The 24,900-nt window shown below is 66.5% G+C and carries 21 protein-coding genes; 15 read left to right on the forward strand and 6 right to left on the reverse strand.

Annotated elements, in window-relative coordinates; translation table 11 throughout:
* The first annotated feature begins 11 nt into the window (after nt 1–11).
* From AAHS21_RS18835 to AAHS21_RS18890, 12 genes are all read left to right on the forward strand, one after another.
* Nucleotides 12–1,040: a MinD/ParA family protein gene (locus tag AAHS21_RS18835; RefSeq protein WP_342929093.1), complete on the forward strand. Its 1,029-nt coding sequence runs from the start codon at nt 12–14 to the stop codon at nt 1,038–1,040.
* A complete protein-coding gene (gene eccD / locus AAHS21_RS18840; protein ID WP_342929094.1) occupies nt 1,040–2,533 on the forward strand; it encodes a type VII secretion integral membrane protein EccD in 1,494 nt (497 codons plus the stop codon). The genes AAHS21_RS18835 and eccD overlap by 1 nt, the downstream gene beginning before the upstream one ends.
* A 5-nt stretch (nt 2,534–2,538) precedes the next feature.
* The gene (gene mycP / locus AAHS21_RS18845; protein WP_342929095.1) at nt 2,539–4,194 is read left to right on the forward strand and encodes a type VII secretion-associated serine protease mycosin; all 1,656 of its coding nucleotides are present in this window, start codon (nt 2,539–2,541) and stop codon (nt 4,192–4,194) included.
* Entirely contained in the window at nt 4,191–5,732 is a 1,542-nt protein-coding gene (gene eccE, locus AAHS21_RS18850; RefSeq protein ID WP_342929096.1) for a type VII secretion protein EccE, read from the forward strand. The genes mycP (AAHS21_RS18845) and eccE (AAHS21_RS18850) overlap by 4 nt, the downstream gene beginning before the upstream one ends.
* Complete coding sequence (gene eccA / locus AAHS21_RS18855) at nt 5,729–7,579, forward strand: type VII secretion AAA-ATPase EccA (RefSeq protein WP_342929097.1); 1,851 nt, start codon at nt 5,729–5,731, stop codon at nt 7,577–7,579. Before eccE (AAHS21_RS18850) ends, eccA begins: the two co-directional genes overlap by 4 nt.
* 156 nt (nt 7,580–7,735) lie before the next feature.
* Nucleotides 7,736–9,082: a type VII secretion-associated serine protease mycosin gene (gene mycP, locus AAHS21_RS18860; RefSeq protein ID WP_342929098.1), complete on the forward strand. Its 1,347-nt coding sequence runs from the start codon at nt 7,736–7,738 to the stop codon at nt 9,080–9,082.
* Between the two features lie 8 nt (nt 9,083–9,090).
* Nucleotides 9,091–10,491, forward strand: coding sequence for a type VII secretion protein EccE (eccE, locus tag AAHS21_RS18865; protein WP_342929099.1), 1,401 nt, complete (start codon nt 9,091–9,093; stop codon nt 10,489–10,491).
* 148 nt (nt 10,492–10,639) lie between these two features.
* Nucleotides 10,640–10,987, forward strand: coding sequence for a YbaB/EbfC family nucleoid-associated protein (locus AAHS21_RS18870; protein ID WP_342929100.1), 348 nt, complete (start codon nt 10,640–10,642; stop codon nt 10,985–10,987).
* 53 nt (nt 10,988–11,040) lie between these two features.
* Nucleotides 11,041–11,826, forward strand: coding sequence for a sulfotransferase (locus tag AAHS21_RS18875; protein ID WP_342929101.1), 786 nt, complete (start codon nt 11,041–11,043; stop codon nt 11,824–11,826).
* A gap of 12 nt (nt 11,827–11,838) precedes the next feature.
* Complete coding sequence (locus AAHS21_RS18880; RefSeq protein WP_342929102.1) at nt 11,839–12,858, forward strand: glycosyltransferase family 9 protein; 1,020 nt, start codon at nt 11,839–11,841, stop codon at nt 12,856–12,858.
* A gap of 22 nt (nt 12,859–12,880) precedes the next feature.
* On the forward strand, nt 12,881–13,924 hold the full coding sequence (locus AAHS21_RS18885) for a glycosyltransferase family 9 protein (protein WP_342929103.1): 1,044 nt from the start codon (nt 12,881–12,883) through the stop codon (nt 13,922–13,924).
* Entirely contained in the window at nt 13,917–14,507 is a 591-nt protein-coding gene (locus AAHS21_RS18890; protein WP_342929104.1) for a DUF4254 domain-containing protein, read from the forward strand. Before AAHS21_RS18885 ends, AAHS21_RS18890 begins: the two co-directional genes overlap by 8 nt.
* Before the next feature lie 4 nt (nt 14,508–14,511).
* On the opposite strand, the gene AAHS21_RS18895 is transcribed toward AAHS21_RS18890, so the two are convergent.
* From AAHS21_RS18895 to AAHS21_RS18915, 5 genes are read right to left on the reverse strand one after another with little or no spacing between them, the layout of a single operon-like run.
* Nucleotides 14,512–15,288: a hypothetical protein gene (locus tag AAHS21_RS18895; RefSeq protein ID WP_342929105.1), complete on the reverse strand. Its 777-nt coding sequence runs from the start codon at nt 15,286–15,288 to the stop codon at nt 14,512–14,514.
* The gene (locus AAHS21_RS18900) at nt 15,285–15,941 is read right to left on the reverse strand and encodes a hypothetical protein (protein ID WP_342929106.1); all 657 of its coding nucleotides are present in this window, start codon (nt 15,939–15,941) and stop codon (nt 15,285–15,287) included. Before AAHS21_RS18900 ends, AAHS21_RS18895 begins: the two co-directional genes overlap by 4 nt.
* A gap of 4 nt (nt 15,942–15,945) precedes the next feature.
* Nucleotides 15,946–16,932, reverse strand: a complete 987-nt coding sequence (locus AAHS21_RS18905; RefSeq protein ID WP_342929107.1) for a hypothetical protein — start codon at nt 16,930–16,932, stop codon at nt 15,946–15,948.
* A gap of 14 nt (nt 16,933–16,946) precedes the next feature.
* Nucleotides 16,947–17,789: a DUF6065 family protein gene (locus AAHS21_RS18910; protein ID WP_342929108.1), complete on the reverse strand. Its 843-nt coding sequence runs from the start codon at nt 17,787–17,789 to the stop codon at nt 16,947–16,949.
* 13 nt (nt 17,790–17,802) lie between these two features.
* Nucleotides 17,803–18,771, reverse strand: a complete 969-nt coding sequence (locus AAHS21_RS18915) for a TauD/TfdA family dioxygenase (protein ID WP_342929109.1) — start codon at nt 18,769–18,771, stop codon at nt 17,803–17,805.
* Nucleotides 18,772–18,940: 169 nt separating this feature from the next.
* On the opposite strand from AAHS21_RS18915, the gene AAHS21_RS18920 reads away from it, so the two are divergent.
* From AAHS21_RS18920 to AAHS21_RS18930, 3 genes are all read left to right on the forward strand, one after another.
* On the forward strand, nt 18,941–19,654 hold the full coding sequence (locus AAHS21_RS18920) for an FkbM family methyltransferase (protein WP_342929110.1): 714 nt from the start codon (nt 18,941–18,943) through the stop codon (nt 19,652–19,654).
* A gap of 478 nt (nt 19,655–20,132) precedes the next feature.
* Nucleotides 20,133–21,614, forward strand: coding sequence for a hypothetical protein (locus AAHS21_RS18925; RefSeq protein ID WP_342929111.1), 1,482 nt, complete (start codon nt 20,133–20,135; stop codon nt 21,612–21,614).
* Between the two features lie 191 nt (nt 21,615–21,805).
* Nucleotides 21,806–24,058 (forward strand): secretion protein EspK, encoded by a 2,253-nt coding sequence (locus tag AAHS21_RS18930; RefSeq protein WP_342929112.1) that lies wholly within the window; start codon nt 21,806–21,808, stop codon nt 24,056–24,058.
* A 74-nt stretch (nt 24,059–24,132) separates the two neighbouring features.
* Here the strand turns inward: AAHS21_RS18930 and AAHS21_RS18935 are convergent, their stop codons facing one another.
* Nucleotides 24,133–24,867 carry a hypothetical protein gene (locus AAHS21_RS18935; RefSeq protein WP_342929113.1) on the reverse strand — a complete coding sequence of 245 codons (735 nt, stop codon included), beginning with the start codon at nt 24,865–24,867 and terminating at the stop codon, nt 24,133–24,135.
* Nucleotides 24,868–24,900: the final 33 nt, after the last annotated feature.

The following is a 24,900-nucleotide window of genomic DNA, read 5'->3' on the forward strand; positions in this document are numbered from 1 at the left end:
GCATCGGCACCGTGACGAATCCGTGGACGGGCTCATCCAATTCTCCGGAACAGGGCGGACCGACTCGGCGAGAAGCGCCAGCCGCGCAGTACCAAAATCAAGATTCGGTATCCGGAACATTACGCATTTCCGATATGGTCGCGCCGCGCAAAATTCCGCCCGGTGGAGGCTGGCGTAAATTCCTGTACCAGATATCGGGCCATGTCATCAACTTCGGCGAATCGCCGTCCGAAAGACACTATCGCGAGCTGCAAGAGCGCATCCGTCGCCACATCCGCAAGCAGTACGTGGTCGGGGTCGTCTCGGGAAAGGGCGGCGTCGGCAAGACCACGATGACCGCTTGCATCGGCGCGGTGTTCCGGGAATGCCGGCCCGAAAACGTCGTCGCGATCGACGCGGCCCCCGGCTTTGGCACGCTGGCCGGGCGAATCGACGAATCTCCGCCGGGCGACTACGCGGCGGTCCTCAACGACACGGACGTGCAGGGCTACGCTGATATCCGAGAACACTTGGGGCAGAACAGTCTTGGACTTGACGTGCTGGCCGGTAACCGCGCGTCCGACCAGCCGCGGCCATTGGTCGCCTCGATGTTCTCCGGTGTGCTGTCGCGGCTGCGTCGCACCCACACCGTGATCGTGGTGGACACCTCCGACGACCTCGAGCACCCCGTGATGAAGGCTGTGCTCGACGCGTGCGACACCCTGGTTTTCGTGTCCGGTCTCACCGCCGACACCTCGTTGCCGGTGACCCGTGCGATCGACCTGCTGCGCTCGATGGGTTATCACGAGCTGGTGTCGCGCAGCATGGTCATCCTGAACGACAGCCGCGACAAATACGACGCGGAGGCGCGCACCTATCTCACCGAGCGTTTCGCTCAATCAGGCGCAACGGTCGAATTCATGCCGTACGATCCGTTCCTGGCAAAAGGCGGGATAATTGACACCCGGCATGAGCTGAAGAAGAAAACCCGCCTGCGCATATTCGAAATCACTGCGGCATTGGCCGACAAATACATTCCAGATGCCGACAGGCCGCGTTAATGACCCCATACGTGGGTAAGGTCTCGTTTCCAGCCCGCTGTGCGGTTGCTGTCGTATGTGGAGAACATCTCGTTTCGCAGGTTTATCCGGCCTCGGTCCCGATCGAGGCCTTCATCGACAACGTCGTCGAGCTACTCAACGAGGAACTCAAACGCCGGGGTTTCATCGGACTCGAATCCGGCATCGGATACGAACTCCATAAGGCCAACGGCGTACGGCTGGACGTCACGAAGACGCTCGACGAACTCGGCGTCGAAGACGGTGCCACACTCACGCTGGTCCCCGCGGTTGCGGGCGAATCGTTTGAGCCGCAGTACGAGTCGCTGTCGACCGGGTTGGCCCGGGTCGGCAAGGCCCTGTTCGAGCCGGTCACGCTCAAGACCGCCGCGCACACCGCGTTGGTGATCTTGGCAATGGTCTCCCTGACCCTATTGGGACTGGCTGTGCGCCAACGCTTCTCAACCGACTCGCTAATGCCCACCATCGTGACCGGGACGGCCGGTCTGCTGATCGCTGGTGGTGCGACCACGGTGTGGCGGTGGTGGCCGGGACGCACCGACATGGTCGACGGGCTCGGCTGGACCGCGTTGCCACTGCTCACGGCCGGCCTCGCGTCCGGGGCGCCGGGCCCTGTCGGGGCCGCGCACGCCTTCATCGCGGCGCTGGCGGGCGCGGTGCTGACGTGTGGAATCACATCGGCGACGGGGCGTCACGCGAATGTGGCGGCGACCGTGGTGACCGTACTGGGGCTCGGCGGCGCGGCCGCCGCGGCCCGGATGTGGTGGCCCGTGCCGGCCCAATGGCTGGGCATGTGCGCGCTTGTCATGCTGCTGCTGCTGCTGACCATGGCCCCCACGATCGCGCTGTGGGTCGCGCGGATCCGGCCGCCCTATTTCGGCTCGATCACCGGGCGCGATCTGTTCCGGCGCAGCGCGGGCCTGCCCGCTGACGCGGTGTCGCCCGTGGAGGAAGGCGCCGACGACGAAGCGAACTCCGACACCACGCCGCGCGGTGCCCAGATCGCGCTCGCGGCGGTCCACGCGAACAACGTGCTGACCGGAATCTGCGTGGGCGCGGGGCTGACCCTTCCCGTCGCGGTGTGGGCCACCCTGATGCCGGGGCACGACCGCAGCCTGCCGGCCGCCGTGCTGGCCGGGCTGTTCGTGGTGATCTTCATCAGCCGGGGGCGGGCTTTCGCCGACAAACGGCAGGCGATCGCGCTGGTCTGCGGCGCGGCCGCGGCATTGTGCGTGGGCGTAGCGAAATACGTTCTGCACGAACCTGCTTCATCGGGCTACGGGCTGTTGTGGGGCACGCTGGTACTGGCCGTCTTCGGTGGTGCCGGGCTGCTCGCCGCTCTGCTCGTGCCGATCACCCGGTTCACGCCGCTGGTGCGGATGACCGCCGAATGGGTGGAGATAGCGGCGATCATTGCGGCCCTGCCGCTGGCCGCATGGATCGGCGGATTGTTCACCTGGGTGCGCATGCGATGACCCCGATGGCGCTCACCGCTCGCGCAATGACCCAGCGGGTCGCCGCCACGGCGCTGACGAGCCTGCTGGTCACCCTGATAGCGGGACTGCCTGCGGCCCAGGCGATTCCACCGCCGGTTGTTGATCCCGGCCGGGTACCGGCCGACGGTAAGCCCGCGTCCGATCAGCCGATGCGGCAGGCGTTCACCTGTGCACGGACGATGACCGTCGCCGACCCGAATGTGGCCCTGCCCGCGCCCGGTTTCACGATGCTCAACGTCAGCAAGGCCTGGCAGTACTCGACCGGCAACGGGGTGCCCGTCGCGGTCATCGACACCGGCATCAACCCGAGTCGCCGGCTGCCGGTGGTGGCGGGTGGCGATTACATCATGGGCGGCGACGGTCTGAGCGACTGCGACGCGCACGGCACCGTCGTGGCGTCGGTGATCGGCGCTGCGCCGCAAGGCACTCCGATGCCGGCCCCGATGCCCAGCGCCCCCGCCTTCCCGCCACCGGCGGGCCCACCGCCCACCGATGCGGGAGCGCCGCCACCCGGCGGACCACCGCCCCCGCCGGCACCTCCGCCACCGCCCTCGCCGGTGACGATCACCCAAACGGTGGCACCACCACCCCCGCCGCCACCCCCACCCGACGCGCCATCGAACGGACCGGGGGACCCCGCGCCCGGACAGCCCGACGATCCCGAGGTGCCACCACCGCCCCCAGGCGCGCCCGATGGCGTCGCGGGCGTCGCGCCGCACGCGACCGTCATCTCCATCCGCCAGTCCTCGCGTGCCTTCGAGCCGGTGAACCCCGGCGGCGGCGGCGACTTTGAGGGGCGCAAGAAGGCCGGCACCATCGCGACGCTGGCCAGCGCCATCGTGCACGCGGCGAACATGGGCGCCAAGGTGATCAATATCAGTGTCACAGCCTGTGTTTCGGCCGCCGACCCGCTGGATCAGACCGCCATCGGCGCCGCCGTCTGGTATGCGGCCACCGTCAAGGACGCGGTCATCGTCGCCGCGGCCGGCAATGACAACGAAGAAGGCTGCGCCCAGAATCCGACCTTCGACCCACTCAATGCCTCCGACCCGCGCGACTGGCACCAAGTCAAGACCGTGTCGTCGCCGTCCTGGTTTTCCGACTATGTGTTGTCGGTGGGGGCGGTCGACAACACCGGCGCGCCGATCAACAAGAGTCTGGCCGGGCCCTGGGTGGCCGCGGCGGCACCCGGCGTCGGGATCATGGGTCTGTCACCGGAAACCGGGGGACCGGTCAATGCCTATCCGCCGATCCGGCCCGGTGAGAAGAACATGCCGTTCTGGGGCACCAGCTTTTCCGCGGCGTATGTCAGCGGGGTGGCCGCGTTGGTGCGGGCGAAATATCCGGGCCTCTCCGCGCACCAGATCATCAACCGTATTCTGCAGACCGCGCACAATCCACCCCGCGGGGTAGACAACCAGGTCGGCTACGGCGTGGTGGACCCGGTGGCCGCGTTGACCTTCGATGTGCCTGCCGGGGAACGACTTTCACCCGCCGCCGCCAGTCGGGTTCTGCACCCGGCACCGCCGCCACCGCTGCCGGATCACCGCGCCCGCAATGTCGCGATGATCTTCGCCGGTATCGTGGCGGCGACGATCGCCGTCGTCGCGCTGATCGTTCGGGCAAGGCGTGAGCGATGACCGCCGCCACGAAGCTGACGATCATCGTCGCTATCTTCATCGCCGCCACGATCGGCTGGGCGGGCGGCGGGTACCCCGGTGCGGCAGCGGGTTTGGTGATCGGAATCGCGGTCGGCGTGATCCGGTGGCGTGGCCAGCCGATGTGGTCCTGGCTGATCCTGTGGCTGCGGCGCCGGCGCCCGATCGCGTGGACCGAGCCGCTCACGGTGGCCAACGACCGTGCCGGCGGCGGTATCCGCTACCAGGACGGCGTCGCGGTGGCCGCGGTCCAGCTGCTCGGAAAGGCGCACGCGCCAACGCTGTTCACCGGTTCGACCGCGACCTACACCGACAACTCCTTCGACATCACCGAGCTGATGCCGCTGCTACACCAGAGCTTGGGGCTCACTCTGGATTCGTTGAGCGTGGTCACGGCGGGCGCCCGCCGCCGCAGCACGGGCGACTATCCGCGGGTGTACGACACGTTGATCGGCACGCCGCCCTACGCCGGCCAGCGCGAGACCTGGCTCATCGTGCGCATCGCGGCGCTGGACAATGTCGAGGCGTTACGTGGTCGCACTTCGGTGGGTACCGCCACCCTCGCGGCCGCCCAGCGGATCAGCGCGGCGCTGCGCCAGCATGGCATCCGCGCCAAGGTCGCCACCGCCACCGACATCGTCGAGATGGAGCGGCGGTTGGGCCGCTCCGCGCTGGACGTCTCGAATCGGCGGTGGCGATCGGTGCGTGGCGACAGCGGGTGGTTGACCACCTATTGGTACCGCCCCGGCGACATCACTTCCGAAGCGCTGGCCGAAGCGTGGTCGGCACGCGTCGACGGGATCGTGCAGAACGTCACGCTTTTCAGCGACGGCACCGCGACGGCGACCGTCACCGTACGCAGCGCCCAGCCACCGTCGGCGTCGTTGAGCATGCGGCTGAAGACCTTGCGGGGGGAGCAGGCCCAAGCCGTCGCCGCCAGTCTGTGCGGTCCGCTGCCGCCGTTGCGTGGCATCCGTCGTGGTGTGCTGCACGGTCCGCTCATCGTCCCGATCGGACCGTCGGGTGTGCTGCTCGGCAAGGTCGCCGGCGGGAATCGGATGCTGCTGCCGCTCGACGACGCCGGTGAGTTCAGCCGGGTGCACATCGCCGCAGAGGACGCGCTGGCCAAGCGGTTCATCATTCGCCTGGCCGGTGCCGGCGAGCGGATCACCGTGCACACTCGAAACATGCAGCGGTGGGCCAGTGTTCGGATGCCGGACGTTGCCGTGACCGATCAGCCCAAACCGGTATCGGGCACCACGGTCAGCGTCGTCGACGGCAGCATGTCGCCGGCGCCGCGGCCGAACACCCTCATCTCGATCGGCGGCCCGGGTGAGCCGTACCGGGGCACCGCCAACGTGTTGATCACCCAGACGGGTCCGGCGACGGTCGATGTGGTCGCGGCCGATGGTCGCCTGCATGCGGTGGAAGTGGAGCTGTTCCGCGCCGAGAATAGATACGTATCGTCGGAACCAATGGCATTGCGAACCCCTGATCTCGAAGCGGTGGACACCCCATGACCAGCAGCACGACGCCGGCCGCCGCGCGAAAGTACTTCGACGCGGCAATGGCGTTGCTCGACAGCGATCCCGCCGCGGCAGCTGCCCGATTTCGGGAGGCAACCGAAGTCGACCCGTCGATGGCCGACGCGTGGCTGGGCCGGATCGCCGCGGGTGACGAGGCGTTGTCGACCGTCGAACAGCTCTACAACTACGGCGGCCGGCTGCACCGGGAGACCAACCGGATCGGGGCGCGTCTGTCGGCGCCGATCAAAGCCGGGCCCTATCTGTCGATTTCGGTGACCGAGGCCTCGCATGCCGGCCTGGCCCTGGCAAGCGCGCTCATCGACGATCGTCAATACGAGAAAGCCGAAGCGCTGCTGGGGGATTCGACGCTGCTGGACACCTGGGAGAACCACCAGTGGAAGCAATACATCGAGTCCTATCTGATGTTCGCCACCCAACGGTGGCCGGACGTCATCTCGGTGGCCGCGGCCATCCTGCCACCGCAGGCCATCATCATGTCGGCGGTCACCGCGGCCACCTGCACGCTGGCGGCACACGCCGCGGCCCATCTCGGCCAGGCGCGCGTCGCGTTGGAATGGACCGACCGGGTCGAGCTGCGCGCCGGATTCGGCGGCCCGACCGAGACGCGTCGTCAGCACCTCGAAACCGCTGTCACCGCAGTCGATCCCACCGACTTCCCGTTGATCGCCGCCGACCTCGCCTATGTGCGTGGCATGGCGCATCGCCAGCTCGGCGAGGAGCCCAAAGCGCAGATCTGGCTGTCCAAGGCGACGATCAACGGCGCATTGATCGAGCCGGCCAAGCAAGCGCTGGCCGACCCCGCGCTGCAGCTGGTCGTCACCGACGAGGACGCGATCAGTTCTCGCACCAACAAATGGGACGTGACCACCGAGCTGTCGGAGCAGCAGCGACAGGAAGAGGAGCATCAGGAGCGGCGCACCGAACTGCTGCAGGAGGGTCGCGCGCTGCTCGACAACCAAGTGGGATTGGCCGACGTCAAACGTGCGGTCGCCGAACTGGAAGACCAGATCGAGGTGCGTGCGCTGCGTCTGGCGGCGGGCCTGCCGGTGGCCAATCAGACCAACCACATGCTGCTGGTCGGACCGCCCGGCACCGGTAAGACCACCACCGCCGAGGCGCTCGGCAAGATCTACGCCGGCCTGGGCATCGTGCGCCATCCGGAGATCGTCGAAGTCAAGCGGGCAGATTTCTGCGGGGAGCACATCGGTGCATCCGGGCCGAAGACCAACGAGCTGATCAACCGGTCGCTGGGCCGCATCCTGTTCATGGACGAGTTCTATTCGCTGGTGGAACGCCACCAGGACGGTCGGCCGGACATGATCGGCATGGAGGCGGTCAACCAGCTGCTGGTGGCACTTGAGGTGCACCGGTTCGACTTCTGCTTCATCGGCGCCGGATACGAAAAGGAAGTCGACGAATTCCTCACCGTGAACCCGGGTCTGGCGGGCCGGTTCAACCGCAAACTGCGGTTCGAGTCCTACACACCCGACGAGCTGGTGGAAATCGCGGTTCGCTACGGCAGGCCCCGCGCCACGGTTCTCGACCCCGCCACCGCCGAGGCGCTGACCGCCGCCTGCGCGACATTGCGCGCCTACCGTGCCCCTGATGGCCAGCACGGGATCGACGTCATGCACAACGGCCGGTTCGCGCGCAATGTCGTTGAGCGCGCGGAACGATTGCGCGACTCGCGGGTGGCCGCGCAGCACCGAGTCGACAAAGGGTCGGTGACGGTAGAGGATCTGCAAACGCTCCGTACCCAGGACGTCGTTGCGGCGGTGAAGGACGCGTGCGCGGAAAAGCATGTGCCGATAGTGCTTTGATCAGGCCCGATTCCTGAGCCGATGGGCGCGGGCGCGCGGGTGGCCAGCGTTGCGGGAAACCCGTTGTCGGCGCAGCCGGAAAGCTTAAGATGCACGCAGGCCCGCCACCGGGATAGTGCGGTGGCCAAACAGGGCTGACGAATGGAGCGTCCGGCGGTGCAGCGTATCTTGCTGATCACGGTGGCGTTGATGCTAGCCATGGTCAGTGCACCTCCTGCCGTGGCGGTATCGCCACCGTTGATCGATTCGACGGCGGTTCCACCCGATGTGACGGGTCCCGATCAGCCCCTCGAACAGAAGCGTGTCTGTAAGGCCCCGTTATCGCTGCCGGGCACCAATTTCCACGATGCACCGTGGCCCAACACCTACCTCGGGATCACCCAGGCCCAGAAGTTCGCGACCGGTGCCGGTGTCACGGTGGCCGTGATCGATACCGGGGTGGATGCCTCGCCCCGCGTTCCGGCCGATCCGGGCGGCGACTTCGTCGTCAAGGACGGCAACGGGCTCTCCGACTGTGACTCGCACGGAACGCTGACCGCGTCGATCATCGCGGGGCGGCCCTCGCTGACCGACGGGTTCGTCGGTGTCGCACCCGACGCGCGGTTGGTCTCGGTGCGCCAGACGTCGGAGGCGTTCGAGCCGAAGGATTCCCAACCCGATCAGGGGGATCCGAACGCGACGCCGGCCGCCGGCTCCGTCCGCAGCTTGGCCCGCGCGGTGGTGCACGCCGCCAATCTGGGCGCCGGCGTGATCAACATCAGCGAGGCGGCCTGCTTCAAGGCCAAGAAGCAGGTCGACGAGACCACCTTGGGTGGCGCGCTCAATTACGCGGTCAACGTCAAGGGCGCCGTGGTGGTCGTCGCGGCCGGCAACGTCGGCGGGGATTGCCAGCAGAATCCGCCGCCCGACGCGGCCATTCCCTCCGATCCCCGCGGCTGGCAAGGGGTTCAGACGATCGTCACGCCGGCCTGGTACGCGCCGCTGGTGCTGACCGTCGGGGGTGTCGGGCAAAACGGGGCACCGAGCGAGTTTTCGATGCACGGACCGTGGGTGAGTGTGGCCGCGGCCGCCGACAACGTCATCGCACTTGGCCCCGGCGGCGACCCGGTGGATGCGTTGTCGGGCAAGGAGGGTCCGGTGCCGATCGCGGGAACCTCGTTCGCGGCGGCGTACGTGTCGGGTCTGGCGGCGCTGGTGCGGCAGAAGTTTCCCGACCTGACGCCGGCCCAGGTCATGCACCGGATCACCGCGACCGCACGCCACCCCGGGGGCGGTGTCGACGATGCCGTCGGTGCGGGCATCATCGATGCGGTCGCCGCGCTGACCTGGGACGTCCCCGCCGGCCCACCGGCGCCGGTGGATCCGGTCAAAGCGATTCAAGCCCCGGTGTCGGTGCCGGGCCCCGATCACGGGCCGATCGATGCTGTCACGATGGGGGTCATGGGTTTGATCGTCGCGCTGGGACTCGCCGCGCTCGTCGGGCAAGCCCTGAAACGGCGCTGACGAAGCCCATGCGATCAATACGACTCCGGTTCAGCAGCGGTCACGCGATGTGGGCGGCCGTGCTGGCTCCGCTGTGCATCCTGCTGTTCATGGGGACGCGTTACGAGTGGGCCGGCCCGACCCTGGTGGCGGTCGGCGCCGTGATCGCGACGGTCACCTTCCGCGGCCGGCGGCTCACCGGCTGGGTGGTGGCGATGTTCGCTTGGCTACTGCGCCATCGCCGGTCACCCGAACTTCCGTCCGAGGCCGAGGTCGGTGCCACCGTCCTGCCCGGCGACCACGTGGCCGTGCGCTGGCAAGGCGAGCAGCTGGTGGCGGTCATCGAGCTCATTCCGCGGCCGTTCACGCCGACGGTGGTCGTCGACGGCAAGGCGAACACCGACGACGTCGTCGACACGCGGTTGCTGGAGCAGCTGCTCGCAGTGCACTGTCCCGACTTGGAAGCCGAGGTGGTGTCGGCCGGATACCGGGTCGGCAAGACCGCGTCCCCGGATGTGCTGAATTTGTACCGGGAAGTGATCGGTCGTGACCCGGCGCCGGCGTACCGGCGAACCTGGATCGTGATGCGTGCCGATCCGCGGCGTGCTCAGGCGTCGGCGCGGCGGCGCGACGAGGGCGTCGCGGGTATCGCCCGCTACCTGGTGGCATCGACCACGCGGATTGCCGACCGGCTGGCCAGCCACGGTGTCGATGCCGAATGTGCGCGCAGTTTCGACGATTTCGACCATGCGACCGAGATCAGCTTCGTGCGGGAGAAGTGGTCGACGATCAAGGGGCAGGACAACGTCACCGCCGCCTACATCGCACCCGGGGGCCCGGATGTGTGGTGGTCGGTGCCGGCCGATCACACCATCACCCGGGTCCGCATCGCTGCCGGGATGGCGCCCCGGTCCACCGTGCTGTTGACCACACCGAAGAAGGCGAAAAGGCCGCGCGGCTTTTCGCGCGTATCGGGTGGGCAGCGCGCCGCGCTGCAGGGCCAGACCGTCGTCTCCGGCCGCCACTGGCAATTGCCGATCGGGTCTGCGGGAGTACTGGTCGGCGAGACGGCGAGCAAGTACCCGGTCTACATGCCGTTCGACGATGTCGACGCGAGCATCAACCTGGGTGATGCCAGGGCATTCATGCAATTCGCCGTCCGTGCGGCCGCCGCTGGCGGAACCGTCACGCTCGCAGCGCATTTCCAAGAATTCGCCGACCTGATCGGCGCGGAAGTCGGGCCGGAGTCCAAGGTGTCGTGGCCGCACGCGACAACGTATCTGGGGCGGCATTCCGGGGTGGACCGGGTGATCCTGCGCAACAACGTGATCAGCACCCCGCGGCACCGCCAACTGCCGATCCAGCCGGTTTCCCAGCCCGACGAAAGTCGATACCTGACCGCGCTGCCCGGCCGGCGGGAAGGCTCCTGACGCTTTGGCTCTGGGCACTTGGTTGGCCCAGATGAACAGGTATTTAACTGTCTTCAGGGTACTGCGCGCCGCCTTACACTAAGAGTCTGCGTGGCCGAGGCACTCGCCCAGGCAGGCCGGCTATCCCCGACGTGAAGGAAGATCTGACGTGCAACCACACGAGCACCCGCAGGCCACTGCGGTCATGGACGAGTTCAAGAAGTTCAGCGACGTCCTCGAGGGCGCCTTGAAGCAGAGGGGCACCGGCTCCTTCACGGCCAAGGACGAATCGGAGACCGTCGAGGTGGTCATCAACGGCGACATGTGTGTGACCCAGGTTCACATCGAGGATGGCCTGCTGCGGCTGGGCGCCGATACGGTGCAGGAGCGCATCAACGAGGCACTCGCGAAGGCCACCGCCGAAGCGGCGGCAAGCATCGAGGCGGGGCAGGCGGCGACCTTCGAAAAGCTGTCCAAGATCGTCGATTCGCTGCAGAAGATCGCCGGGGAGGACTAGGCGAACCGACATTTGGCTGCAGCGGGCGACCGTTCAGGGGATACGGTCAGGCCGTGCAGCTGTTTGTCGTTGGGCCGCCGAGGTCCGGGTTGACCATCGTCACCCAGTTCCTCAACGACCACGAAGACGTCAAGATTTTCGATGAGATCGATCTGATCGACGTCGACCGGCCCGGGGGGCCGGTCGTGGGTACGTTGGCGGCCTTCCTCCTCGAGCGCGGCCGCTACCAGGATTATCGCCGGCTCTTGCAGGAAACGGCGGACCCGGTCCGGGCCCTTCGGGCGATCATGAGCGAAATCGCCGAGCCCTGCTCGGTCTGGGGCGAGAAGAACCCGAGGTATGCGATGCGGCTGGAGAGCCTGCGGCGATGCTTTCCCGAAGCTGTCGTCCTGTTCGTGCTGCGCGATCCGCGCGAGGTGGTGAATTCGTATCTGCTGCATCGGGATTCGGACCAGCGCACCGATTTGGACTTCTGGATCAAGGACACGGTTGCCGAAGCTCTCGCGCTGGTGGAAGGTTCCCTGGACCCGCTAACGGCTGACGACGCGGAATTGGTGATGATGCGCTACGAGGCCTTTGCGGCTCGGCCCAGGCAGACGCTCGACACCGCCCTGCACCGCTGGGGTCTGGGTTTTTCCGACACCGCGACCGGATTGGCTCATGATGCCCCGGAGACGGTCGGCGACAACCAGTTCTACCGTAGTGGCGCCCCGCTACCGTGGAAGGCCGGCAACCTCGCGCCACTTCGGCAGGCGCCATCGGGTCGGGCCCGCATCGACGCCGGCGACCCGGCCTGGTCGCGGGTCGACGCCCTGGCGCAGCGCTTCGGTTACAACTGAGCAGGGCGTCAAATGGCTTTAAGTGAACTACTGCAGGCGGAACGGCCCGCGTTTTGTTTCGTCACCAACGTCGGCGATGCCGTGCTGACGTTGCCCACCCTGCGCGCATTGGGCGAATTGTTCAGTGCACCAATCACATTGATCTGCCCCAAGGTCGCCTTCGACCTGTGCTTTCGGGAGGTGAGCCCGCGACTGGTCGACGTCACGGGCCTGCCCCTGATGGGTCCGCCGCCATTGCCGGGAGGTCCGGAACGTCCCCCCGATTACGCCGAACTGGCAGCCGAGATCGGTCCGGTCGATGTCTTCATCGACACGCTGCCGTGGAGCTCGCTGTCCGAAATCATCATTCACCCGCTCCTGCAGCGTCTCGCGCCCACGACGAGCATCGGCTTTACCACCGCCGGCCACGACATTGTGATCCGCACCGGGGACTGTCACGCCGCGGACTCGACATTCAGGCTGGCTCAGCTGTTTGATCCGTCGCTGCGCATCGAAAGCTACGCCTGGCCGCTGCCCATCCCCGCGGTTGTGCAGGAGCAAGCCCGGTCGATGCGGGCCGCCGTTCCCGCCGGGGCCAAGGTGCTTGTCGTGCATGCGGACAGCCGTTGGACGCAGAAGCACTGGCCCGTAACCAGATTCATCGATCTGTTGGATCAGTTCTTGGCGCGCCACCCCGATTTCGTAGCCTGGGTGGTCGGGATGGGACACGAGGCTCTCAATGTCGGCCGGCACCGCGATCGCGTGTTCCCACATCTCGGGCTGCCACTCGACCTCACCATGGGTTTGGTCGCTACCGCAGATCTTTTCGTCGGGATTGATTCCAGCATGCTGCACGCGGCCGATCTCGCGCGAGTGCCCGGCGTCGGGCTTTTCGGCGCGACGCGCGCCAGGCAATGGGGTTTCAGGTTCGCGCCACACCGGCATATCGATATGACCAGGATGGCCGATATCACCGTGGAACCGGTGCTGGCCGCGCTGGAGGACCTCGTCGACCACGACATTGTGGTGCGACGCGACGGCCCGGCCGTTTAAGCTCTCGCTGGAGGTTGGTCGGTTGAACGAGATCACAGTGCTGCGGGGCGGCCGCACGTCAAACGTCGAGCCCGACGTGCTCGCCAACCTGCTGCGGGCACGTACCCCGGTGGTGTACTTCTCCACCCTGCTCGGGGATTCCATCCTGACCCTGCCCACCTTGCGGGCGCTGGCCGAGATGTTCACCGCCCCAATCACGTTGATCTGCCCCAAGGACGCGTTCGACCTCTGCTTCCATGCGGTCAGCCCGCGCTTGATCGACATCACCGGCACGGCTCCGGGGGGACCCCCGATCGGGCGGCAGGCAAGCCGGACCCTCGACTACGACAAATTGGTGTCCGACATCGGCGCCGTCGACGTCTTCATCAACGCCATCCCGTGGGACATCCCGTCGAACATCTTCGCCCGTTCCCTGTGGCGGCGCCTGGCTCCTGCCATGAGTATCGGGTTCCCTACCGACGACGACTACGACATCATCGTCCCGCGAGATCTTCCACACTCGGCCGACCTGACGTTCAAGCTGGCCCGGCTGTTCGATCCGTCGCTGCGCGTCGAAAACTACGCCCAGCCGGTTCCTCTCGCGCAATCCGTGCAGGACGAAGCACGGTCCATGCGCGCCGCCGTACCCGCCGGTATCAAGGTAATGGTGGTGCACGCCGACGCCGGCTGGACGGACAAGCGTTGGCCCGCAACCAGGTTCATCGATGTGCTGGACCGTTTCCTGGCGCGGCACCGCGATTTCGTGGCGTGGGTGGTCGGGATGGGCGACGAGGAACTCAACGTCGGGCGCGAGCGCGATCGCGTCTTTCCCTATCTCGGGCTACCGCTGGACCTTGCCATGGGCATGGTCGCGAACGCGGACCTGTTCCTCGGCGTCGACTCCGCGATGCTGCACGCCGCCGATCTGGCACGGGTGCCCGGCGTCGGTCTTTTCGGGCCAACCCGGCCGCAGCTATGGGGGTTCCGATTCGGGCCGCACCGTCACATCGACCGCAACACGATGACGGAAATCACCGTGCAGGAAGTGCTCGAGGCGTTGGAAGAGATTGTGGCAGAGCATGTCTGAGATTCGCGACGGCGCACTGCGTGATTCGACGGGTGCGGACTTGCTCTCCGCCGTGCGCCGGTTCCCCGACATCGCGCGGCTGTGGCACACCAAGGAGTCCACCGAGGCTCCCGGTCGCGACGGCATCGCCGCGAAGGCCTTGCGCCTGCACGCGCTGAATTTTGCGCTGTGGCATCACGAAGACGCCGTTCGCCGGCCCGGCACCGACGACCAGGAGGTGGCACGCCGGAAACGGTGCATCGACGACGTCAATGCCCGGCGCAATGGCGCGATCGAAGACATCGACGCGGACGTGCTTGAGCGCGGCGACCTGAACCCAAACGCGCCGCTGCACACCGAAACTCCCGGCACCATCGTCGACCGGCTATCCGTCCTTGCCCTGCGGATCGTGCACACGAATCGTGACGACCAGTCGGGCGCACGTCGGGCCGTGCTCGACGAGCAGTACGACGACCTGTTCGGTGGGCTCGAACAGCTTCTGGCGCGGATGCGGGCCGGACAGGTGCGCTTCAAGGTGTACCGGCAATTCAAGTCGGCGGCCCAACGCAGCTATTGCGACCTGTTCGACGACGGCGAAGCCTAGAGCGTCAATACGCCGCGGCGGCCCACCATTGGCCCCAGTCCAGGTAGGGGTCTTTGTGTTCCTCGTACTGAAGATGAAGTGCCAGTGAGGGGATCGGGGTATACAGGGTGACTTGCTCTCGCCAGATCTTGTTGATCGTGGACGCTTCGAAGATGTGGTGTCGCTGGCCATAGGGCGTGCTCGAATAGCGGGCGAGCAGTTCGAACAGCTCCCAGTTTCGCCGCAGCGTCTCGATCTCTACCCAGCAGGTATTCGTGGTGTGCGTGTTGGTACGCCAGTGTCTCTTGGTGCCGTATACGACGCGACAATTCTCCCGGCTGAATATCGGGCTCCAGTAATTCTTCGGATCGTCATACGGATGCAGCGCGACCTCACCGCCGCCGAGCTCCTCCCGGAGCAACACGTGGACGTCGAGCATCTCCTGGATGGCGGAGGGGGTGTGCAGGTAGTCGTCTTCGACGAGATACACCAGTTCGCGGCCGTCGTCGCGTGCCCTGGAGAACGAGGAGAGACAGGATGCGTTGTAACCGCGATCGTCGAGCGCGATGAATTCGACCGGATGGCAGCATGTTTCGAGTATCCGGTGCAGCGCCGGCAGGACTTCGCGCGACGAGTGGTCGTCGAAGACCCGCAAGACGATGTCGCCCTCGGCCTGATTGATCGACGTGACAAGCGATTGTGTACAGCGGAGCAGGATCTCACTTTTGGGCGCATCGACGTAGCGGTGTGCACCATGCACGCTGATGTCGGAATGGGTCTGCAGGTGAATGTCGAGCTTCATGTCGCCGACCGCCCCAGCATGGTGCGAAAGGCCGTGGCCCAATCCGAATCCGAGCCGCGAATCCCCGGGGTGATGTCCATCAGCAGCAACCGATCCAGGTTGGCCGACGTCGTAAGTTCGTGGCGAGTCGGTGTCGACACCACATAGAGCGCCGCGTCGAAGCGTTGCGAAACAGTTGCGGCGAGCCGGTCGATCGCGTCGTCGGTGAAGATGTAAGGGATGGCGGCGACGGCCTGAACTTCATCGGCGAGGTTGTCCTGGGTGTTGGCGACGAAGAATATCCGGCGCGCGAATTCGCGGATGCCCCGCAGCGTCTGCGACGTGTGGGCAAACTTGGCCGAGAATGAACCGGGGCAGGAGGCAAGGTTTTTCGGCTCATGCCAGAAATAACAGTCACCCATGGCAGGCCAGCGCGGCGGCGCTTCGGGGCAGCATTCCAACTCGGCGACGTGTTCCGGGTAGTACCGATCGCCGGCGATCATGGTCGCCGCGGTCGCCGGCGGGCAGATCAGCCAGTCGAACGGCGTGCGTTTGATGACGGCAGCGGATCCGACGATATCGGCCACAAGTGCGCGGTGCACCTGCAGTTGGATTGCTCCTTGGCACGACATGCCCAGGCTCACCAAAGCGACGTCGGCACTCAACAACGCCATGTCGTCAGCCTCCGTCTCGTGGGAGTGCGGCTCGGGTCAAGGCGACGCTGTTCAGCCCGCGGTAGCCGGGTCCGGCGAATCGCTCGGCAATCTCTCGCGTCGTGCCGGACATCGGCCGGTCTTCGGCGCCGGTAAAGGGCCGAGGTGTGGGGTCCTTCGAGTAGAACCGGGATTGCTCGGCCATCCGCTCGATCGCGCCCGAGCTGGTCTCGAGCCCGAAATGCGATGCCGCGCACGTCCATACGGCGTCGGGCAGATCGGCATAGTCAAGGACAAGCCGCCCGGCCGGTTGGGCTGCCGCCGCCTCGAGCATCGCGGCCAGGACGCGGGCGGCGAACTCCGCACGCTCCATCGTCGGCACCAACGTCGGATCAATCCCGAAGACCTGCGCGACCTTAACGAGATCGGCCGGTGGTCGCAGCCAACCCGGCGGTTCGGCGAGCAGCGAGGCCAGGACGTGAGCCGGGTCTCGCTGGACCCAGATCCACGGGGTTTCGGGGAACGCCTTGGCAAGGACCTCCCGACGGACAATGTTCCAGCTGGTGCATTTGAGCACGAATTGGCGTTCGTCGCCATGGCGGCGGCGGCCCAGCGCCCGCACCAGTAGCCGCACCGTCTTGACCAGGAAGGCCGGGTCGACGTGGGCGGGATCGAGGCCGAGCAGCGAGTTCAGCGGTGCGGGCTCGGCCGCCACGACGAGGCCGGGTTGGGTGCCGAGCAGCCGTGACACCAGGGTCGATCCGCACCGCGAGAGATGAAAGATCAGGCCCGCCGGATCGAGCGACGGTGCGCCGTCGAGACTCTCGAGCTCGTCGAGCCCGGTGCGTACCAACGGCCGCGCAGTCGGGCCGGATTCCCAGCGGGCGACGGTTTGGTCAAAGAAGGGATCGGTGAACCGCTCGGCCGACAGATCGGCCCACCAGACCGCCGGGGCTGGGCCGGAGAAATCCAATCGGACCGGCGTCCAGTCGGCAAGTTCGTTGCGGCCCATGGATGATCCAAACGTCAGCGGGCACGGTCGGGGCGCGTGACCAGGGTCGGAATCGGCCATCCGCTGATCTCCGCCTCGACGTGCGTGAAAGGCCTTAAGCGCATTCGGGTTTCGTGATCGGCTGCCGCCGAGCCGTCGGGGAGCTTGCCGCGGAAGTAGTCCTTCTGCCAACCCGCCTGGCGAGCGAACGACCCGGGATACTGCAGATCCGTATTGAACGCGCGGCGATTCTGCCACCAGGTGTGATAGGCCGTGCGCAATTCGTCCGGCGCCGCCGCGATCGACACGGTCTTCGGCACGAATTCCTCGAGTTCGCCGCGCCGTTGCGGTACCAGCATGCCGACCGGCTCGTCCGCTTCGAAGGTCGCCCAGACCCGGGGCCGGGTGAACTTCCAGTTGAGTGTGAAAGTCGCAGGCGACCAGTCGGTTTCGACCAGTCCTTCCAGAGCCGCAATACCGTGCTTTGGACAGTTTGCCGGGCCCCGAACCAGCAGATTGAAACCGGGTGGGGTGCGGAACAGGAACGGCAGGCTCCAGGTGATGATGCCGTGCCCGAAGTGACTGGCCGGCCGAAACGTCGCCGCACTGTCGCCGTAGTCGAACTCGATGGAGTCCTGCCCCGCACCGCCGTTCCACCGCGCCCGCACGCGCGCGGTATTCATCACAAGCCAACCGGCCTGGTTGGCCATCAGCAGGGGCAGGCAACGATTAGCGAATCGCTGGTGCGTCGAGTCCATCCAGCGGCGATCGCGCGCAGCCGGGACCAACTCGATTCCGTGGCCGCTGTGCAGCTCGTAGGCGACGAGTTCGCGGTCGCTCGCGGTGACCTCGCTACCGCCGGACGCCTGCGCTGACATGAGATTCCGTTTCCTAGTCCGTTATCGCTTCGGGTGTTCCACCGCTGAGCTGCCGGCTGCGGCGCCCGTGAATATCGACCGGGACCTCGCCGATCAACGCGACACGGTGCATCAGCCGGTACTCGTTGGCATAGTCGTCGACCGCACGGTGCTGGGTGGCGTAGTTGTCCCATATCGCTACATCACCCGGCTGCCAATCCCACCGGATAGTGTTCTCCGGCAACGTGATACGACGTTGCAGCAACTCGAACAGCGTCTGCGACTCGTAATTCTCGAGGCCGACGAATCCGCGCGCCCACTGCCCGAGCAGCAGCGCGGGCTCGCCGGTCCCGGGGTGCACCCGCACTACCGGATGTTCGACCCGGAAGGTGGATTCCTCGTCGCGCGCGGCTTGCAGCTGGTTGCTGAGCATGTTGGTGTCTTCCAGCGCGTGGTACGAGGTGGGGGTCCCGCCCGGAGTCAACACGACGCCCACCCCCTCGACGTAGCCGAGCTGGTCGTAGCGGTTACTGCTGTGCATTGCCCAGAGATTCTCGGTGAGCTGTTTGAGCGGCGCGGGCAGCGACGCGTAGGCCGCCGCGGTGGATGCCCACAACGTCGATCCGCCGTAGCTGGGCAGGGTCACCGCACGCAGTATCGCGGCCCTCGGGATATTGAGGGTAAACGTGTGGTCGGTGTGCCAGCGCGTTGCCTTGCCCCGTTGCGAGTCGACCACAGATACCCCGGGTGGGCCATCGGGAATCGCATTGGCGCCGAACACCCGGATGGGCGCGCCTAACCGCTTGGCGAAGGCGAAATGCAGCTCGTCGTCGAGGTGGTGCTGATCCCGGAAGAAGATCACCTTGTGCCGTAGCAGCGCCGCGTGCAGTTGATCCACCACACCCGGATCGAGATCACCGCCGAGCCGCACCCCATCGATGCGCGCGCCAATGTGGGTGCCCAATTTGGTGACGGTGAGCGCGATTTCCGCCGGCCTTACCATCGCGGTGGTTCCTCCTGATTGCGGATGGGCGTGGCGATGCGAAATATACCCATCAATGGCCGCTGCGGGGGCATATCGCGATTCGGGGCCAACGAAACCGACCGCGGGTACCGCTCGTCGCGGGCACACAGTCACCTGAATAGACCAATGTTAGTGTTACGCAATGGGTTTGTACTGGATCGCGAATCGGGCCGAGAAGGAGGTGATCAATTACCATTCCGAATTCGAGTGGCGGCGCAGATTCGGGGACGAACTCAAAATCCGAGGTGTCGACGTAGTCCTTGATGTCGGTGCCAATTCGGGCCAGTATGCCGGCCGCCTGCGTGAGGCGGGTTTCGGCGGCCGCATCGTTTCGTTCGAACCTCTCTGCGGGCCGTTTACCCGCTTGCACCGCAGCGCCTCGAAGGCCCTGCGGTGGGATTGCCGGCACTGTGCGCTGGGCGATTTCGACGGAGCGATTTCGATGAATGTCGCGGGCAACGCGGGCGAAAGCAGCTCCATCCTGCCGATGCTGCAACGACATCGTGACGTGTTTCCCAGGGCAAATTACATCGGCACCGAGGACGTGACCGTGCGCAGGCTGGACTCGATCGCATCGGAAGTCCTGGAGCCAAACGAGGTGGTGTTCCTCAAAATCGATGTCCAGGGGTTTGAGAAACAGGTGATCGATGGCGGCATCGCCACCGTCAACGACCGTTGTGTCGGCATCGAATTAGAGCTGTCGTTCGAACCCTTGTATGACGGGGGAATGCTGACGCAACAGGCGTTCGAACTCATGGATTCGCTGGGTTTCATGCTGAAGGGATTGGTGCCCGGTTTCATCGACATCCGCACGGGCCAAGTGCTGCAAGCCGATGGTGTGTTTTTCCGCGGCGATGATTGACCGCCGGCCGGCCGACAGAAATGGACTGCGGGTGAATGACAGGGGACTCGAGCTTAACGGGCGATGTCGGCGACCTGAATCCGAACGCCGTCGAGCCAGCAACGGTTGCCGTCTCGAAAAATAGCCCTGCGAAACCGCAAGAGCCGCAATGTTCGGGTGCGAAATCGGTGCACGTGGGCCCTGTTTGGTGCATTACGATTGCATTCGGTCGTGGTCGGAGCGCCGCCGCGCCGCCGCATGCCCTCGCAAGACGAAAGAGGTGGCCGGTGATTGCACCGCATCTTGCTGCCAGGCGAGACGGCAATGCGGGTCGCCCGCTTCAGACGGCAGCCTCGCCGCGCCAGGTGCGTCGAACGAACAAGATAGTGGCACAACAGAATTGGCATCCTTTGGTCTCGCACCTCGCCGATCGAGCCGGTGCTGCCAGGGAAGTGAGCTACCGAGCACAGTGGCTTGGGCACGAGGAGAATGAGTCGATATGACGCAGACGGTAAACGTCGAATACCAAGAACTCATGGCGAGGGCTGACGAAATCGAGGCGGCGCTGCCGAAGATGCCCGTGGGCAACCCGCAGGCGCCATGCGCTCTCTCCTTTGTCCGCGATGCTGCTGTGCAAATCGCGATCAACGCGGACTCGTTGCGGTTGTACGTCCAAGCTTGCCAGCGGGAATGGAGTTCGCTGGCGAAGTCCTTGCGCAACGCGGCCAAGGCGTACGAGGAGGCTGACGAGGGAGCGGCCGACGACCTCAACGCGATCAACATGGACGGGACATCCGGCGGCTCGTCGTCGAAGGTGGCGGCGAACGACAAGGTGTCGCTGATGTGCGACCCGGACTACATCCCGCCGCCGCCGCCCCCGCCGCCGCCACCACCGCCGTTCCAATACCCCTATTACGAGGTGAGACAGGCAGCGACGGACATCGAGTCGCCCGACCAGGGGACGGCATTCCGGGCGTTCGCCACGGATTGGAACAGCTACCAGCTGAAATTCCAGCAGCTCGCCTACCGCTTCCGGCCATTCGTCAACTGGGAGGGTGACGCGAGGGCGTCCGTCGAGTCGAATTTCACGCAGCAGAAGCAGTGGATATTCGGCATGGTGACGCAGTTCACGACGCTTGCCAAGCAAGCTCAAATGGTCGCTGACGCGCACAAAAGGGTCAGGGCTTCAGGTGGCAGCGAATGGGGTGGGAGGGAACCCTACGGCCTGGAGGGCGAGCATCCTTCGTCATACGAAGTGTCGCAGTGTGACTATTGGTATCGGTACTACGTCCAGAACAAAAGCCCATACATGTACATGGCTATTGACTGGTACAAGAACTTGCAGAAAAGGTCCGAGACCGCGTTACAAACCTACATGTCGACCGGCGGAATTCCGCTGGCTCCGGCGAACCCCACCGCACCATTCGGCGCGTTTGTGATACCCGATCCTGCCGACCTTCCAGACGTTCCGGATGTCCCTGACGTCAACGTTCCCACCGACCCGTCGGCCAACATGCCGATGATGCCGGCCATGCCGACGTTGCCGTCGGGGCTGGGCGGCGGCACGCCGCAAACACCGCCAACCCCGGACGCCCAGGCGCTGGTGGACAAGGCGATGCAGAAGCAAGGCGCCCCGAAGGGCGGTGCGGGAGGCATCAAACCGGCGTCCGTCGGCGGGATGGGCGGTATGCCGAAGATGCCGCTGCAAGATGCCGCGGGCGCCGGAGAAGCGTCGTCGCGCCCGGCCGCGGCGGCGGCCCCAGGTCCGGCCACCGCGGGCCTGGGTAAGGGACTCCCGGGCGCAGGCGGTGCGGGCGGCGGAATGGGCGGCATGCCGATGGGCGGGCAAGGCGATAAGGGTGGCGGCAAAGGCAAGCGCATACCCGGAGCCGACGAGGACGCCCTCTACACCGAGGAGCGGTCGTGGACCGAGGGCGTGATCGGTAATCGTCCGCGCAAGGGCCCGTCCGAAAAACAATGACTCGAAGCGACGGTCCGACCACGTGCGGCGCTCCCTTTTTCGTCGTCGGCGAGCCGGAATTTTGGCGCAGTTAGCCTGTCCCCACCTCGATTACGCTTATTACTCATGATGTCCGGCAACCTGCTAGCCGCTATCACCCACGCGATGGGCGGCATCGATGCAGCGCGCCCCGCCTTGCGGAGGAGTAGCTGATGGGCCTCGCGAAGCCAACGGGGGGATATGCCGAGCAGATGCTCGTCCCGGGCGGGTGGCCCGACGTCGATGAGCAGGCCTACTACGACCGCGCCCAGGAGTACCTCCAGGTGCTGCGGCAGGTCACCGACGTGTTGGAGGCCTGCCAGTCGCAGCGGACCGCGCTCTTCGACGCCGAGTCCTGGTCGGGTAGCGCAGCCGCTGCCGCCAACAGTCAACTCGGCACGCTGATCGATGGATTGGTGACGCTGCAAAACGGTCTTGCGACCGTGATCACCTGGCACAAATACGTTGCCCAGACGGTCGTGCAGGCAAAGTCGGACGTCATCGACAACGTGGTCGAGGCGCATCGGACGATCGAGAGCCTGGAGAAGGATTCCAGCCTGGACGAAGCCGAGCGCACCCAGCAGATCAACACGGTGGTCACCACCACGCTCGCAGCCAATGTCAGCATCGTCGACGGCACCGCCGCGCAGATCATGGTGAGCAAGTCGTGGAAGCCGCCGGCCAACGCGCTGCAGGATCTGCTCGACCAGAAAACACCACCGCCGGTCAACATCCCGGATGGTCCCACCCCGTCGCCGTTCCCGTCCCCGCGGCCTATGCCACCGCCGGCCCCTGTCACCCCGGGGGGTGGTGGGCTCAATCCGGCCACCCCGGGTGGTGGCGGACCTACACCTGGGACTCCGGGGGGCGGCGGGCTCGGACCGCTGACGCCCCCGCTGGATGGCGGCGGTCTGCAGCCCACCCCGGGGCCGTCTCCGGTCGGACCGGGACCGACGCCTGCCCCGCCCGGTCCAGCCGGGCCCGTCGCCCCGGCGGCCCCGCTCGGGCCGGCCGCTCCCGCGGTGCCGTTGAGTCCGGCGGCCGGATTGCCACAGCCGGGTGCGGGCCCGGCGGCCGGCGGACCCAAGGGCGTGACGCCCGCGGCGGCATCGGGGGCCGGCGTGATGCCGGCATCGGTGACGCCTGGCGAGGAAGTGGCCGGCGCGCATGCCGGCGCGGGTGGTGTGCCGGCCGGCCCGATGGGCGCCGGCGGTGCCGGTGGAGCGGGCGGATCCGGTGGCAGCGGTGGGTCCGGCGGCAGGCCGGGCGCCCCAGCTGCGCAGAAGGCGGCCGCCGACAAATCGGCCAGTTCGCGACCGGCGGCTACCGCCCGGGGTTCGGGCAAGAGCAAGCCTCGAGCGCAACCGATGCATCCCGACCGCGCCGAGGTCGGCGAGGCCATCGTGACGACGGCCGCGGCCATTCCGGTTTCGGCGGCACGCATCGAACGCGACGCACTCGCCGCGGCCGCGACTGCCGACGCGGCCCGCCGGGCCGGGCCCGATCCGCTGCAGTTGGCCCGCCGTATTGCCGCCGCGCTCAACGCGCCAGACATGGGCGGTACCGACCTCGGGTTCTTCTGGGTGACCGGGGTGACCGCCGAAGGCGCGATTGTGGTCGCCAACAGCTACGGGCTGGCGTACATCCCCGACGGGGTGGAGTTGCCGGAGAAGGTGTACCTAGCCAGCGCCGACGAGACCATCCCCGCCGGCGAGCGGGCGCGCTGGGCAACCTATCCGGTGATGGCCGTGCAGGGCTGGGCGGCCCACCACGAGATGGAGTTGCGGGCGGTCATCGGCACCGCAGAGCAGTTGGCCAACTCCGATGCCGGCGTGGCGACGATTGTTCTGCAACCCGACGACATCCCGGACACCGGCGACATGATCGGCCGGCCGCGGCTGGCGGTCGTGGATTCCGAAGCGGCAGAACGGCTGGCCGCGACGCCCGACACTCGTTTGGCCGACCTGATGCCGCCGCCCCCGGAGGCGGCCGAGCCGGCGGCGGAGCCGGCGCCCGAGCCGCAACCGGAACCGGAATCCGCTGAAGTGGTCGAGCCTGAGGCCGCGGAGGTGCTCGTCTCCCCGGGTCCGGGGCGGGTGCGGATGGGCGACTTGCTCGCCCAGATGCCGCTGCCGTCGGCCGACGCCGGTGCACCAGCGCCCAGTGCACCGTCGGACGATCGTTTCATGCTGTGGTTCGAGGTGATGAAGCCGATGGCCAGCGATGCGAGCGGCCGCCGGGCCGCGCACCTGCAGGCGTTCCAGGCCTACGCCGCACACGCCGAAGAGGTTCTCCTGAAGGAAGCCCACACCACGATCGACCCGGACGAACAACGCACCGCGGTCGCCGACTGGATGTACTGGAAGTACATCGGCGAGCTGGTCAATGCCGCCTTGGCGGAGGCGCCTGTGCTGGCGCCGGCGTAGCCGGACCAGCTACGAAAACCAAGCGGGCCCGAACCAAAGGGCTCGGGCCCGAAAGCTTAAGGCCGGCAGTCGCTTTAGATCCCGATCTCGGATTGCGTCGTCCCCGGGCGACCGGCGGCTGGTGCCTCGACGGGAGCGCTACCGGATCCCGTCGTGCCCGACGCGGCGCCGTCGGTGTCCTTTGTTGTCGCGTCGACCAATCGCGATTCGCCGGCCGGCACGTCGTCGGGCTTGGCGGTGTCGTCTTTTTTGGTGTCGTCGGCCAGCTTCGCCGGCGCCGCGCTTCCCATGCCGCTGCCTGCCTGCTGGGTGGTCGACATGACGGTCTGCAGGCCCTGGGAAAGCGGTTGTACCGCCTGACCCATCGCAGCGAATTGACTGAGGTCGGTCGGCGTTGCCGGGCGCGGCTTCTTGTCGTCTTTCTTGCCGTCTTTGTCGTCGGCCTTCTTGTCGTTTGTCTGGGCGCCCAGCAGTTTCGACGCACTTGCCGATTGGTCCGTCCCACCGGGTTCAGAAGCAGCCAAAAACTGCAGCTTGCTGACGTTCTCGCCAAGCCGCTGGTCGGTCTGGGCGTACATGTCGGCTGCCGTGACAATCTTCGAACCCGTATTGGTAAGGGCCGCTTGGGCTTCCGGCAGCCCCTTCACCACGGGCGATTCGATGATCGGCAACGTCTCGTTGATCGCGGCCGACACGGAATCGGTCCCGGGTGCGGTCATCGGGGGCGGGGCCGCGGGCAGCTGCTGGTCGCGAACGGCAACGCCCGCGGCCTTGAGACGAGCGGGATCAACCACCAGTGGTTCAGTCATCGTTCGGCTCCCTTTACGTGCCGGTTATCAGAC

This window comes from Mycobacterium sp. 050272 (genome assembly GCF_039023525.1).
GTDB lineage: Bacteria > Actinomycetota > Actinomycetes > Mycobacteriales > Mycobacteriaceae > Mycobacterium.

Bases quoted from the DNA above. Each gene is read 5' to 3' on its own strand.
- eccD (WP_342929094.1), top strand. From the start codon at position 1,040: ATGACCCCATACGTGGGTAAGGTCTCGTTTCCAGCCCGCTGTGCGGTT.
- mycP (WP_342929095.1), top strand. From the start codon at position 2,539: ATGGCGCTCACCGCTCGCGCAATGACCCAGCGGGTCGCCGCCACGGCG.
- eccE (WP_342929096.1), top strand. From the start codon at position 4,191: ATGACCGCCGCCACGAAGCTGACGATCATCGTCGCTATCTTCATCGCC.
- eccA (WP_342929097.1), top strand. From the start codon at position 5,729: ATGACCAGCAGCACGACGCCGGCCGCCGCGCGAAAGTACTTCGACGCG.
- eccE (WP_342929099.1), top strand. From the start codon at position 9,091: ATGCGATCAATACGACTCCGGTTCAGCAGCGGTCACGCGATGTGGGCG.
- AAHS21_RS18880 (WP_342929102.1), top strand. From the start codon at position 11,839: ATGGCTTTAAGTGAACTACTGCAGGCGGAACGGCCCGCGTTTTGTTTC.
- AAHS21_RS18890 (WP_342929104.1), top strand. From the start codon at position 13,917: ATGTCTGAGATTCGCGACGGCGCACTGCGTGATTCGACGGGTGCGGAC.
- AAHS21_RS18895 (WP_342929105.1), bottom strand. From the start codon at position 15,288: ATGAAGCTCGACATTCACCTGCAGACCCATTCCGACATCAGCGTGCAT.
- AAHS21_RS18900 (WP_342929106.1), bottom strand. From the start codon at position 15,941: ATGGCGTTGTTGAGTGCCGACGTCGCTTTGGTGAGCCTGGGCATGTCG.
- AAHS21_RS18905 (WP_342929107.1), bottom strand. From the start codon at position 16,932: ATGGGCCGCAACGAACTTGCCGACTGGACGCCGGTCCGATTGGATTTC.
- AAHS21_RS18910 (WP_342929108.1), bottom strand. From the start codon at position 17,789: ATGTCAGCGCAGGCGTCCGGCGGTAGCGAGGTCACCGCGAGCGACCGC.
- AAHS21_RS18915 (WP_342929109.1), bottom strand. From the start codon at position 18,771: ATGGTAAGGCCGGCGGAAATCGCGCTCACCGTCACCAAATTGGGCACC.
- AAHS21_RS18925 (WP_342929111.1), top strand. From the start codon at position 20,133: ATGACGCAGACGGTAAACGTCGAATACCAAGAACTCATGGCGAGGGCT.
- AAHS21_RS18930 (WP_342929112.1), top strand. From the start codon at position 21,806: ATGGGCCTCGCGAAGCCAACGGGGGGATATGCCGAGCAGATGCTCGTC.
- AAHS21_RS18935 (WP_342929113.1), bottom strand. From the start codon at position 24,867: ATGACTGAACCACTGGTGGTTGATCCCGCTCGTCTCAAGGCCGCGGGC.